Here is a 12,553-nt window from a genome sequence, read left to right on the forward strand (position 1 = left end):
GTCAGTGACTCGTCTGCAGGCCGGCGTACACCTCGGCGACGCGCAGCCGCAGCTGCTCCGGCGTACCAGAGTTGTCGATGATGTAGTTGGCGACCGCCAGCCGCTCCTCGCGGGTGGCCTGAGCCGCGATCCGGGCCTCGGCCTCCTCCGGGGTCATCCCTCGGTCCTTGACCAGGCGCTCGACCTGGATCTCGACCGGTACGTCGACCACCACGAGGGCGTCGAAGGCGTCGGCCTGGCCGGTCTCGACCAGCAGCGGGATCTCGTGGATCACGATCGGGCCCTGGGCAGCCGCCTCCAGCTCGGCGCCTCGCGCGCGCACCCGCGGGTGGATGATCGACTCCAGCGTCCTGCGCCTGGCCTCGTCGGCGAAGACGATCTCGCCCATCTTCGCGCGGTCCAGTTCGCCGGACGCGGTCAGCACGTCCTCGCCGAACGCCTTCACGATCTCGGCCAGCCCGTCGGTGCCCGGAGCCACGACCTCGCGCGCGAGCACGTCGGCGTCGATGACGGTGGCGCCGAGAGCCGCGAAGATCTGGCCGACCGTGCTCTTCCCCGACGCCACTCCCCCGGTCAGTCCCACTCGCTTGGTCACGCCGGGAGTATGTCAGCCGACCCCGACCTGGTCCCAAACGCTTGAGACAACACTTGAGACACTGGCCGGGTGAACCCGCTGTCCCTGCTGCGCCCCGAACAGCGGGTGGCGCTGCTCGTGCCCGGCTCGGTGAGGTACGTCGAAACCGTGCTGTCGCTGCTGGGCCGCGGGGTGTTCCCGATCCCACTGGACCCGCGGCTGACGGCGTACGAGCGGGAGCGGATCCTCGCCGACCTCGCGCCGGACCACGTCGTCACCGACCCCGGCGAGCTGATCGGGCTCGGCACCGACGAGCGACCGCTGCCACTCGGCCGGCCGATCCACGTGACCAGCGGCACCACCGGCACTCCCAAGGGTGTGTACAGCGGGCTGCTCGGCCCGGCAGCCGCGGCCCGGCTGGTCGCCGAGGAGCGGGAGCTCTGGGGCTTCCGCGGCGACGATGTCAACCTGGTGCTGAGCCCGCTCTACCACTCCGCGCCGCTGCGGTTCGCGGTCGGCACCCTGCTCGCGGGCGGTCGCGTGGTCGCGCCCGGCGCATTCGACGTGGCGCGGGTGACCGACGCGATCTTGACCGAGCGGCCGACCACGATGTTCTGCGTGCCGACGCACCTGCAGCAGCTGTTCGCGCACTGGGACCGGGTCGGCGTACCCGACCTGTCCTGCTTCCGGCTGGTCGCGCACGCCGGCGCCGCCTGCCCGCCGGTCATCAAGCGACGGCTGATCGAGCTGTTCCCCGACGGCACCACGTGGGAGTTCTACGGCTCGACCGAGGGCCAGTTCACCGCCTGCCGGAGCGAGGAGTGGTTGGCCCGTCCCGGCACGGTCGGCCGGGCCCGGCCCGGCCGCACGCTCAGCATGGACGACGATGGCCAGATCTGGTGCGTGGTACCCGAGCACGCTCGCTTCAGCTATCTCGGCGCACCCGAGAAGACCGCCGCCGCCTGGCGCGAGACCGCCGCCGGACCGGCGTTCACCGTCGGCGACCTGGGCCGGCTCGACGACGAGGGCTACTTGTACCTCGACGGGCGCCGGGAGGACCTGATCATCAGCGGTGGGGTCAACGTGTACCCGACCGAGGTGGAGAACGTGCTCGCCGAGCATCCCGGGGTCACCGAGATCGCGGTGTACGCCGCCGACGACGACCGCTGGGGACAGCGGGTCTGCGCCGCAGTGGTGGGCGAGGCGACCGCCGCCGACCTCGACGCCTGGGCGCGCGAGCGACTGGCGCCGCCCAAGCGCCCCAAGGACTACACCTTCCTGCCCGAGCTCCCCCGCACCGCGACCGGCAAGGTACGCCGCCAGGCGCTGCGGCCGGACGTGGCTCACGCGGAAGGTGTCCCCGGTGCTGGAGACTGATCGCCTCATCCTGCGGCGCCGGAGTGCCGACGAGGCCGGCGTCTATCGCCGACTGTGGACGGAGCGGGATCCCAGAGTGCCCGCGCACCGCCGGCTGGATGCCGAAGCACGGCCGACGGTGGCCGACATCGCCGCTGAGATCCGCAGGGAGCGTGAGGATCCGCGGCCGGGTGTGCTGGCGATCGAGCGGAAGGGCGCGGGCGATGTCATCGGGTACTGCGGGCTGGTCTTCCACGGGAACGGCGCACCCGGCGAGCCCGAGCTGGCCTTCGAGCTGCTGCGGCGGGCTCAAGGCTTCGGCTACGCCACCGAGGCGGCCGAGGCTGTGGTCGGCTGGGCCGGCGAGTCCGGCTACAACCGGCTGTGGGCAACCGTTCGCACGTGGAACCTCGCCTCCCGCCGAGTCCTGGAGAAGCTCGGGTTCCGCGAAACGGGCCAGGTCGAGATCGACTACGCCCATGGCGACAACCTGCTGACCGTCCGGCTCGCTGACCCGCCCCGTGTTCACCCGAGAGAGCGCTGACCCGGCCCTTGTTCACCTGAGGGAGCGCTGACCCGGCCCTTGTTCACCCGAGAGAGCGCCGACCCGGCCCTTGTTCACCCGAGAGAGCGCCGACCCGGCCCTTGTTCACACGCGGCTCGTCAACAGCGGCCGGGTCAGTGGATCTGGGCGTGAACACGGGCCGGGTCGGCGGGTCTGGGCGTCAAGACGGGCCGGGTCGGCGAACTAACCGACGGTGAAGCGGGCGTCGACCTCGGCGGACACGGCGATGTCCTCCGGGGTGAACTCGACACCGCTGCCGCCGGCGCCGCCCGCGGCATCCCGACTCCGCGCGTACGGCGTGATCCCGCCGCCGCCGACCGGGTTGAGACCGTCACCGAGCATCCCGGCGTCGGCGAGCGCGACGACCCGGACCGGCCCGAGATCCAGCGCGTCGGCGTACGCCTGTGCCCGGGTCCGGGCATCTCGCACGGCCTGGGCACGCACCTGGGCGGTCAGCTCCAGGCGCTTGACCTCGCGCAACGCCCACTCGATCCGCTCGACGCTGACGCCGGTGATCGCCATCGCGCGGCCGGCGAGCGCGCTGAGCTCGTCGAAGTCGCTGAACTTCACCGAGAGGCTCACCTGGGCGTGGTGGACGAGCGGCCGCAGCTTGCCGTCCTGGTTCCACGGCCGCTTCGCCCAGGTCCGGAGCTGGCCGCTGGACCACCAGGTGACCGGGCCGGCCTCTGGGTTGTGCAGCCGGGTGATGTCCTCGGTCATCGCCTGCGCCGACTTCGCGGCCTGCCGGTAGACCGGCTCCGGCGACGGTCCCTCGATCCCGACCGTCGCGCGCAGAGTGGCCCGCTGCGGCGGCGCGTAGGCCGTGTAGGTGCCGCGGACCGTGATCTGGACGTCGCTCATGCGGGCAAGCGTAGAGACCCTGCGGTCAGGCTCCTGCCGCCGCGCTGAACGAGCGCCGGTACTGCTGCGGGCTGACGCCGCGGGCGCGCAGGAAGTGGTGGCGCAGGGTGGCGGCGTTGCCGAAGCCGACCTCGCCGGCGATCCACTCCACCGAGGCGTCGCTCTGCTCGAGCAGCTCCTCGGCGGCCAGGATCCGTTGGCTGGTCACCCAGGCGTGCGGGGTCACCCCGGTCTCCGAGCGGAAGCGGCGGGCGAAGGTGCGCGGCGACATGTGTGACTTGCGGGCCAGCGCCTCGACGTTGAGCTCGTCGGCGAGGTTGCCGGTGATCCAGGTGAGCAGCGGGCCGAGCGTCTCCACATCGCAGTCGGGTACGGCGCGCTCGATGTACTGGGCCTGGCCACCGGACCGCTGCGGCGGCACCACCATCCGGCGGGCGATCTGGCTGGCGATGGCCGCGCCGTAGTCCTCGCGCCACAGGTGCAGCGCGGCGTCGATGCCGGCGGCCGACCCGGCGCTGGTGATCACCTGGCCGCTGTCGACGTACAGCACCTCGGGGATCACGCGCGCCTCCGGGAACCGCTCCTGCAGCTCGTCGGTGTAGCGCCAGTGGGTGGTGCAGTCCAGGCCGTCGAGCAGCCCGGCCTCGCCGAGGGTGAAGGCGCCCGAGCACACCGACAGGATCCGCGCCCCGCGCTCGTGGGCGGCCTCCAGCGCGTCCAGGATCGCCAGCGGCGCGTGGCCGGCGCGCGGCATCGCGGGCACCGCGACCAGGTCGGCCTCGGCCGCGCGGGTCAGGTCCTCCTCGACGTCGATCCCGAACCCGAGCGAGGTGGGCACCCGGCCGGGCTGCACCGCACACACCGCGAAGTCGAGCGTCGGCAGGCCCTGGTCGGACCGGTCGATCCCGAACGCCTCGCAGAGCACGCCGAGCTCGAACGGCGCGACGCCGTCGTACGCAAGCACAGCCACGTTGGTCAGCATTCTCGTATCCTGCCACGATCCTGGCAGAAAATCGATGGAAGGTCACATGTCTGCCACTCGTGGCAGGATCTCGATGGGCGGAATGGCCTACCAGACGGTCCGGATGGTGCTCCGTGACGTGCAACCGGTGGCTCGGTAGTCTCATTCCGCATGACCCTGACCTTCCTGCTCACCACGCTGGTCGTGGTGGCAACGCCCGGCACCGGCGTCCTGTTCACGCTCGCCGCCGGGCTCGCGCACGGCACCCGGCAGAGCCTGGTTGCGGCCTTCGGATGCACCCTCGGCATCGTCCCGCACATGGTCGCCGCGATCACCGGCCTGGCCGCCCTCCTGCACACCAGTGCGGTGGCCTTCGGCATCGTCAAGTGGGCCGGCGTCGCCTACCTGCTCTACATGGCATGGGCGACCTTGCGTGAGAAGGGCGCGCTGACCGTGTCCGACCAGGCGCCCGCGTCGGCCGGCCGGACCATCGTCTCCGCGGTGCTGATCAACGTCCTCAACCCGAAGCTCACGATCTTCTTCTTCGCGTTCCTGCCGCAGTTCGTCTCCCCCGGCACCCCGCACGAGCTGCGCCAGATGCTGCTGCTGAGTGCGGTGTTCATGCTGGCCACGTTCGTCGTGTTCGCGGTGTACGGCGTGCTGGCGGCCGCCGTCCGCGACCAGGTGATCAGCCGGCCGCGGGTGATGGACTGGCTGCGGCGCACGTTCGCGGTCTCGTTCGTCGCACTCGGCGCGAAGCTGGCCTTCACCCGCGCCTGATGATCCGCCGCTCGATCGCGACCGCAACCGCGCCGGCCCGGGTGTCCACGCCAAGCTTGGTGTAGATGTGCGACAGGTGGGACTTGACCGTCGCCTCGCTCACCAGCAGCTCCCGCGCCAGCTCGCGGTTGCCCTTGCCGGTCGCGAGCAGCTGCAGGATCTCCACCTCGCGCTCGGTGAGCGACGGCTCGGGCGACGAGGCGCGCCGTACCAACCGGGCGGCGACCGCCGGTGAGAGCACCATCTCGCCGCGCACCGCCGCGCGTACCGCGCGGAACAGCTCGTCCGGCGGTGCGTCCTTGAGCAGGTACCCGACGGCGCCGGCGTCGACCGCCTCCAAGATGTCGGCCTCGGTGTCGTAGGTGGTCAGCACCAGCACCTGCGGCGGCTCGGGCAGGGCTCGGATCCCGGCCGTCGCGGTGGCGCCGCCGGGTCCGGCGCCCAGGCTGAGGTCCATGAGCACGACGTCGGGGCGGAGCTCACGCACCGCCCGCTCGGCCTCGTCGGCGGCAGCCGCCTCGCCGACCACCTCGATGTCCGGCTGCCCCTCGAGCAGCGCGCGGACGCCCGCCCGGACAACGGGATGGTCGTCGACCAGCAGGACCCGGATCATCGGCGTGACCACTAGCCTCTCCTCGGCAGCGGGAACGATGCGGCGACGACGGTGCCCTCGCCCGGCCGGCTCTCGACCACCAGCTCTCCCCCGAGCTCGGCGACCCGCGACCTGATGCCGGCGAGGCCGTAGCCGCGCAGGTCCTGCGGGTTGTGCGCGCCGACCGAGATGCCCACCCCGTCGTCGCGCACGTCCAGCGCGACCTCCGACTCGAGGTAGGTCAGGGTGACGGTCGCCGCGGATGCCCGGGAGTGCTCGGCGACGTTGGCGAGCGCGCCGCGCGCCGTCCGCAGCACGGCGGTCGCGACCGCGCCGGAGACCGGCACCGGGTCGCCGTGTATCCGCAGGTCGGTCGGCACACCCGAGACCCGCTCTGCCCGCTCGCAGAGCGCCCGGATCGCGTCGGTCAGCGCCGCCGGCCCCCGGCCGTCCAGCTCGGCGGGCGCCAGGTCGCGCACCACCCGGCGCACCTCGTCGAGCGAGGAGCGGGCGGCCGTCGCCGCGTGGCTGACGTGCGCCCGGGCCGTCTCCGGCCGGTCGTTCCAGTCCTGCTGGGCCGCCTCCAGCAGCAGGTTGATGCTGGTCAGCCCCTGCGCGACGCTGTCGTGGATCTCGCGGCTCAGCCGCGTCCGCTCGGCGACCACGCCGGCCCGGCGCTCCGCATCGGCGACGTCGTCCTGGGCCTGCTCCAGGTCGGCGAGCAGCCTGCGCCGCAGCGTCGCGTCACGCTCGAGGACCCGGTATGCGACGACCGACAGCACCGCGATGCAGGCCGGCCCGAGAACCACGGTCGGGTCCAGTACGCCGGTCATCCGGGTCCACGCTGCCGCCACGACCGCGACCAACAGCACGGTCACCGCGACCGCCTGCTGGAACGACAGCACCCGCAGCGCCACGAACACCAGCGGCACCGCCGCCCAGGAGAACGACGGCGCCAGCAGGGCGAGCCCGACGAAGAGCACCACCAGCACCGCCAGCCAGACCGGATGGCGGCGTACCGCGTGACCGGCCACGTAGACGGCCAGCAGCAGGGCCGCTCCGGGCAGCACCAGCCACGCCCGGTCGCCCAGCCCGTGGCCGTCGAGGTAGCGCACGACCGAGGCCAGCACCAGCAGGGTCAGCGAGGCGTGCAGCCACAGGTCGAGGCGGCTGGCCCCGGCGAGGATGCCGCCGTCATGCTCGGCACGGGGTGGCACAGGGAGGTCGCGGGTCATGGTCTGCCCAGGCTAGGTCTCCGGGTCCGGCTCGGCATCATCCGATCGGCTATCGAACGGTCGCCGACCGCCCGATGCCCGGGCGGGGCCGCCTGGCGGACGGTAGTGGCATGAACAGAAACCTGATTCCCGCGCTCACCGCGCTCGCCCTGTCCGTACTCCTGTCCCTGACCCTGTCCAGCGCAACCGCCCCCGCCTTCGCCGACGACTCCGACCGCACCGGCCGCACCGACCAGCAGCGACCGGGCAGCTACCTGCTGCCCGGCGACCCGGTGGTCGACGGCGCCGGTGGCTCGAAGTTCGAAGGCATCGGCGTCGACCGCGCCACCGGCCGCTACTACGTGAGCGAAGTGACCGGCGGCGAGATCCACCGCGGCAGCGCCGACCGTCGCCACGCCGAGGAGTGGCTGCCCGGCGACGGCGCCGACGGCCGGTTCACCGCTCGCGGCGTGACCGTCGACGGGGCCGGCCGTGTGTACGTCGCCGGCGGCCCCAACGGCACCGGCAACGACCGGCCCGACGTGTGGGTCTACGACCGGGACGGCCGGTTGCTGGCTGCGCTCCAGGTCCCGTCGAACGAGGCGTTCGTCAACGACGTGGCGATCGGGCCGGACGGCGCGGCGTACTTCACCAACTCCAACGCCCCGCAGATCTTCCGGGTCGCCAACGACGGCGCCGGTTGGGCCGCGACCACCTGGGCGGACGCCACCGGCACCATCACCACCCAGCCCGGCTTCAACCTGGGCGGGATCGTACTGAGCAGCGACCGCTCGGCGTTCGTCGTCGCGCAGGGCAACACCGGCGACCTGTGGCGGTTCGACGCGCGGACCGGCGCGGCCACCGAGATCGCCACCGGCGCCGACCTGGTCAACGCCGACGGGCTGGTCCTGCGCGGCCGCGATCTCGTGGTGATCCGCAACTTCAGCAAGAGCATCGCCCACCTCGAGCTCTCCGCGGACGGCGCGCGCGCCCGGCTGGTCGGGCAGCGGGCGACCGACCCGGACCGGGTGCTGACCACCGGCAAGCTGCTGGGCGGCCGGCTGCTGCTGGTCGACAGCCACTTCGACGAGAACGTCGGCCTGCCGCCGTACGAGGTGCTGTCGACGACGATGCCGCGATGAGACCGGTGATCCTGGGGCTGGCGCTGCTGCTCGTCGGCTGCGCCGGCCCGGATCCCGCCTCCGACCCCGCTTCGCCGACCCCACCACCACCCGTCTCCACTCCGAAGGAGCAGAACCCGATGATCGACCTCCTGGCAGCGGCCGCACGCGGCGATGCCGACGCGGTGGCGGAGGCCATCCGCGCAGGCGCCGACCTCGAGCAGCGCGACCGGAACGGGCGCACTGCGCTTCTGCTGGCAGCGGCGGCCGACCATGTCGCCGCAGCCCGAGTCCTGGTCGCGCACGGTGCCGATCCGGACGCTCTCGACGACCGGCACGACACTCCCTGGCTGGTCACCGGTGTGACCGGGAGCGTGGCGATGGCCGAGCTGCTGCTGACCGCCGACCCGGACCTCACCATCCGCAACCGGTTCGGCGGGATCTCGGTGATCCCGGCCAGCGAGCGCGGCCACGTCGACTACGTACGGCGGGTGGTGCGCACCGACATCGACGTCAACCACGTCAACGACCTGGGCTGGACCGCGCTGCTCGAGGCGGTCATCCTCGGTCGCGGCACCGAGCCGTGGCAGAAGATCGTGCGGATCCTGCTCGACCACGGCGCCGACCCGTCCATCGCCGACAACGACGGCGTCACCGCACTGGAGCACGCCGCTGCGAAGGGGTACGACGAGATCGCAGGCATCCTGCGCCAGTACACCAGCTGACCCTCCCCAGAAATCGCAACGGCCCGGCACCTCCCAGGAGGTGCCGGGCCGTTGCGCTTTGCTCAGTTACCGCCGGTCAGCTTCTCGCGGAGCGCCTGCAGCGCCTCGTCGGAAGCCAGCGAGCCGCCGGCCTCCTCGGTCGCGGCCGGAGCCTCGGCACCCGAGGAGTACGAGGTCGCCTCGCCGGCCTCGGCGTCGGCCACCTTGGCCTCGGCCTGCTGCTTGACGTGGGCCTCCCAGCGAGCGTGCGCCTTGGCGTACTGCTCCTCCCAGGTGGCGCGCTGCTCGTCGAAGCCCTCGAGCCACTCGCCGGTCTCCGGGTCGAAGCCCTCCGGGTAGATGTAGTTGCCCTGCTCGTCGTACGACGCGGTCATGCCGTACAGCGTCGGGTCGAACTCCTCCGCGTCGGTCGCGGTGGCGGTCTCGTTGGCCTGCTTGAGCGACAGCGAGATCCGGCGACGCTCGAGATCGATGTCGATGATCTTGACCATGACGTCGTCGTTGACCTGGACGACCTGCTCGGGGATCTCGACGTGACGCTCGGCGAGCTCGGAGATGTGCACCAGGCCCTCGATGCCCTCCTCGACCCGGACGAACGAGCCGAACGGCACCAGCTTGGTGACCTTGCCGGGCACGATCTGGCCGATCTGGTGGGTCCGGGCGAAGTGCTGCCACGGGTCTTCCTGGGTCGCCTTCAGCGACAGCGAGACCCGCTCGCGGTCCATGTCGACGTCCAGCACCTCGACGGTGACCTCGTCACCGACGGTGACCACCTCGGACGGGTGGTCGATGTGCTTCCACGACAGCTCGGACACGTGGACCAGGCCGTCGACGCCGCCGAGGTCCACGAACGCACCGAAGTTGACGATCGAGGAGACGACGCCCTTGCGGATCTGGCCCTTCTGGAGCTGGGTCAGGAAGCCCTGGCGAACCTCGGACTGGGTCTGCTCCAGCCACGCACGGCGCGACAGGACCACGTTGTTGCGGTTCTTGTCGAGCTCGATGATCTTCGCCTCGAGCGTCTGGCCGACGTACGGCTGCAGGTCGCGGACGCGGCGCATCTCCACCAGCGATGCCGGGAGGAAGCCACGCAGGCCGATGTCGAGGATCAGGCCGCCCTTGACGACCTCGATGACGGTGCCCTCGACGACGCCGTCCTCCTCCTTGACCTGCTCGATGGTGCCCCAGGCGCGCTCGTACTGGGCGCGCTTCTTCGACAGGATCAGCCGGCCTTCCTTGTCCTCCTTCTGGAGAACCAGGGCCTCGACCTTGTCGCCGACCTCGACGACTTCGGACGGGTCGACGTCGTGCTTGATCGACAGCTCACGCGAGGGGATGACACCCTCGGTCTTGTAGCCGATGTCGAGCAGGACCTCGTCCCGGTCGACCTTGACGATGGTGCCATCCACGATGTCACCGTCGTTGAAGTACTTGATGGTCTCGTCGATCGCGGCGAGGAAGTCCTCTTCCGAACCGATGTCGTTGATCGCGACCTGCGGCGCGTCGGTCTCAGGAAGAGTGGAAAGGCTTGTCATAGGGGACTGGATTCCTTGGGGTGGATATAGGAGTTGTGCGGGCACGCCGAAGGCCGCGTTTCACTACCGGGATGTTGCGTCGAATTTGATAGCGAGCGTGGGTCCGCTCCGTCTGGAACCCAGGCAGACCTCTGGCGCGATTGTCAAGGATACCGGCGGTTTGGCCCAGGCGTCCAACCCGGGTCACGCCGAGACCGGCCGCTGGGACCACACCCCGCCAGCTGGGTCGAAATTCCGGACTTGCCGGGTGGAACCAGACAAACAACCTCGGCCGGTGCCCACGTGTCGCCCGGGACGCGACGCGCTGGCGGCCCGGGCCGCGTGGAACACTTCCCGACATGGAGTACGGCGCGCACTATCCGCCCGTCCAGCCGGAGCGACGGGAGGTGGGCGAGGAGGAGACCCTCCGCGCGAACCGCCGGGACTGGGACGCCTATGCCGACGAGTACCAGGCCACCCACGGCGCGTTCCTCGGGGACGTCCACTTCATCTGGGGACCGGAGGGGCTGAGCGAGGCCGACGCCGGGCTGCTCGGCGAGGTCGCCGGCAAGCGGGTGCTCGAGATCGGATGCGGCGCCTCGCAGTGCGCCCGCTGGCTGCGTCAGCAGGGCGCCACCGCGATCGGCCTGGACGTCTCGATGCGCCAGCTGCAGCACAGCCGCCGGATCGACGACGCGACGGGGCTCGCCGTACCGACCGTGTGCGCGACCGCCACCGCACTCCCCTTCGCCGACGGCTCCTTCGACGTGGTCTTCTCGTCGTTCGGATCGATGCAGTTCGTGGCGGACGCCGACACCGGGGTCCGGGAGGCCGCACGAGTGCTGGCGCCGGGCGGCCGGTTCGCGTTCTCGGTCACCCACCCGACCCGCTGGATGTTCCCCGACGACCCCACCGAGGGCGGGCTCACCGCCGCCCAGTCCTACTTCGACCGGACGCCGTACGTCGAGGTCGACGACGACGGCAGCGTGCAGTACGTCGAGCACCACCGCACGATCGGCGACTGGGTGCGGGTGCTGGCCCGGCACGGCTTCAGCCTGATCGACCTCGCCGAGCCCGAGTGGCCCGAGGACCACGAACGGGTCTGGGGCGGCTGGTCGCGGGTGCGCGGCCGGCTGACCCCGGGTACCGCCGTGTTCGTGGCGACCCTGCGCGACCCTCAGACCTGAGCACAGACCTGACCACAGACATGACTGACGCCCGTCGCTGTGCAGCGCAGCGACGGGCGTCGAGCCAAGAGCGGGCCGGTGCTACTCGGCGGCGCGAGCTCCGCTGGACGAGCCGCCGAACCACAGCAGCGCGAGTCCGATCAGCAGCAGCGGGATACCGAGGATCCATCCGACCAGCGGGATGGTCTTGGTAACCAGGTTGAGCTTGTCGGCGCTGCTCTTCGCCTCGTCGAGCTTCTCGTCGAACTCCTCGTCGGTGACCTCGAGGTCGAGGATCAGCACGGTGTCACCGGTCTCGGCGTCGCGCCGCTCCTGGTGATCGCTCTGGAAGACGATCGAGCCGGTCTTGGGCTCGACCCAGACCTCCTTCTCGTCGTCGTACCGGCCAGCTACCTCGTCGGTGATCTGGATCGCCGCGTCCGTGAAGCTGATCTTGTAGACGTAGAGCTCGGTGCCGTCCTTCTCCTCGGTACGGTCGAAGACCGCGTCCACCGCACCGAGATCTGGGTCGTCGGCCGTCTCGCCGATCAGGCCGTCCCAGTACTTGTACGTCTTCTTCTCGGCGTCGAACGGGAACTTATTCACCAGCCCGCGGTACTCCCAGGCGTCCGCCGGCACGTAGTCCGGGTCGTTGACCGCCTCGGCGGTACGCCGGTCGGTCGCGAACGCCTCGGTGCTGGCGGAGATCAGCCGCTCCTGCGGGTCATCGGCCTCCACACAGCCCGTCGGGTCACCGATGTCCTTCACCAGACACGACGACTCCCGGTAGGAGATGACCTCCCCGTCGGAGAGGTCGGTGTCGGCGTGAGTGACACTCCAGCCCTTGACCGGCGACTCTTCCAGCCCACCGTCGCCGTCGCTCAGCTGAATGGTGCCGGCAGCGCGGGTGGTTTCCGTTGTATCGAGCGGCGCCTTCTTGATCCGGTCCGGCATCCAGAACTGAGCCAGGATGGCCAAGATGATCAGAAATGCACCCAGCAGCGCCAAAATGGCGCCCAAAGTCCTTCGCACTGCAATACCCTCCCATGGCAACAAGTGAGCGCACTGTAGCAGCGTAGGCGCGCCGCGAAACGGACAATCGGCAGGCTTTGCCTGGATTGATA

At 70.9% G+C, this 12,553-nt stretch carries 13 protein-coding genes; 6 read left to right on the forward strand and 7 right to left on the reverse strand.

The genetic code is table 11. The features are described 5' to 3' along the window. Position 1: 1 nt before the first annotated feature. Entirely contained in the window at positions 2-595 is a 594-nt protein-coding gene (gene coaE / locus DDV73_RS06020) for a dephospho-CoA kinase (protein WP_240617147.1), read from the reverse strand. Between the two features lie 69 nt (positions 596-664). Between coaE and DDV73_RS06025 the strand changes: the two genes are divergently transcribed. Both DDV73_RS06025 and DDV73_RS06030 read left to right on the forward strand, forming a co-directional pair. Further along, positions 665-1,951, forward strand: coding sequence for a class I adenylate-forming enzyme family protein (locus tag DDV73_RS06025; protein ID WP_109506313.1), 1,287 nt, complete (start codon positions 665-667; stop codon positions 1,949-1,951). Next, entirely contained in the window at positions 1,938-2,474 is a 537-nt protein-coding gene (locus tag DDV73_RS06030) for a GNAT family N-acetyltransferase (RefSeq protein WP_240617148.1), read from the forward strand. Before DDV73_RS06025 ends, DDV73_RS06030 begins: the two co-directional genes overlap by 14 nt. Positions 2,475-2,678: 204 nt before the next feature. On the opposite strand, the gene DDV73_RS06035 is transcribed toward DDV73_RS06030, so the two are convergent. Beyond that, entirely contained in the window at positions 2,679-3,356 is a 678-nt protein-coding gene (locus tag DDV73_RS06035) for an SIMPL domain-containing protein (RefSeq protein ID WP_109506314.1), read from the reverse strand. Between the two features lie 25 nt (positions 3,357-3,381). Next, the gene (locus tag DDV73_RS06040) at positions 3,382-4,338 is read right to left on the reverse strand and encodes a GlxA family transcriptional regulator (protein ID WP_109506315.1); all 957 of its coding nucleotides are present in this window, start codon (positions 4,336-4,338) and stop codon (positions 3,382-3,384) included. Between the two features lie 150 nt (positions 4,339-4,488). Between DDV73_RS06040 and DDV73_RS06045 the strand changes: the two genes are divergently transcribed. Continuing rightward, positions 4,489-5,097 carry a LysE family translocator gene (locus DDV73_RS06045; RefSeq protein ID WP_109506316.1) on the forward strand — a complete coding sequence of 203 codons (609 nt, stop codon included), beginning with the start codon at positions 4,489-4,491 and terminating at the stop codon, positions 5,095-5,097. Here DDV73_RS06045 and DDV73_RS06050 read toward each other — a convergent pair. Together DDV73_RS06050 and DDV73_RS06055 are read right to left on the reverse strand one after the other, a co-directional pair. Continuing rightward, on the reverse strand, positions 5,084-5,710 hold the full coding sequence (locus DDV73_RS06050; protein ID WP_109506417.1) for a response regulator: 627 nt from the start codon (positions 5,708-5,710) through the stop codon (positions 5,084-5,086). The two genes, DDV73_RS06045 and DDV73_RS06050, sit on opposite strands and share 14 nt — an antisense overlap. Before the next feature lie 11 nt (positions 5,711-5,721). After that, positions 5,722-6,924, reverse strand: coding sequence for a sensor histidine kinase (locus DDV73_RS06055; protein WP_109506317.1), 1,203 nt, complete (start codon positions 6,922-6,924; stop codon positions 5,722-5,724). A 110-nt stretch (positions 6,925-7,034) separates the two neighbouring features. Here DDV73_RS06055 and DDV73_RS06060 point away from each other — a divergent pair, with 110 nt between their 5' ends. Continuing rightward, positions 7,035-8,045: an SMP-30/gluconolactonase/LRE family protein gene (locus DDV73_RS06060; protein ID WP_109506318.1), complete on the forward strand. Its 1,011-nt coding sequence runs from the start codon at positions 7,035-7,037 to the stop codon at positions 8,043-8,045. Beyond that, complete coding sequence (locus tag DDV73_RS06065; RefSeq protein WP_109506319.1) at positions 8,042-8,749, forward strand: ankyrin repeat domain-containing protein; 708 nt, start codon at positions 8,042-8,044, stop codon at positions 8,747-8,749. Before DDV73_RS06060 ends, DDV73_RS06065 begins: the two co-directional genes overlap by 4 nt. Before the next feature lie 62 nt (positions 8,750-8,811). Here the strand turns inward: DDV73_RS06065 and rpsA are convergent, their stop codons facing one another. Continuing rightward, positions 8,812-10,284 (reverse strand): 30S ribosomal protein S1, encoded by a 1,473-nt coding sequence (rpsA, locus tag DDV73_RS06070; protein WP_109506320.1) that lies wholly within the window; start codon positions 10,282-10,284, stop codon positions 8,812-8,814. Between the two features lie 338 nt (positions 10,285-10,622). Here rpsA and DDV73_RS06075 point away from each other — a divergent pair, with 338 nt between their 5' ends. Continuing rightward, positions 10,623-11,450, forward strand: coding sequence for a class I SAM-dependent methyltransferase (locus tag DDV73_RS06075; RefSeq protein WP_109506321.1), 828 nt, complete (start codon positions 10,623-10,625; stop codon positions 11,448-11,450). Positions 11,451-11,531: 81 nt separating this feature from the next. On the opposite strand, the gene DDV73_RS06080 is transcribed toward DDV73_RS06075, so the two are convergent. Further along, positions 11,532-12,461 carry a PorA family protein gene (locus DDV73_RS06080; RefSeq protein ID WP_161962294.1) on the reverse strand — a complete coding sequence of 310 codons (930 nt, stop codon included), beginning with the start codon at positions 12,459-12,461 and terminating at the stop codon, positions 11,532-11,534. Between the last annotated feature and the right edge of the window lie 92 nt (positions 12,462-12,553).

The sequence above is a fragment of the Nocardioides speluncae genome (assembly GCF_003121585.1).
In the GTDB taxonomy this organism is placed as follows: domain Bacteria; phylum Actinomycetota; class Actinomycetes; order Propionibacteriales; family Nocardioidaceae; genus Nocardioides; species Nocardioides speluncae.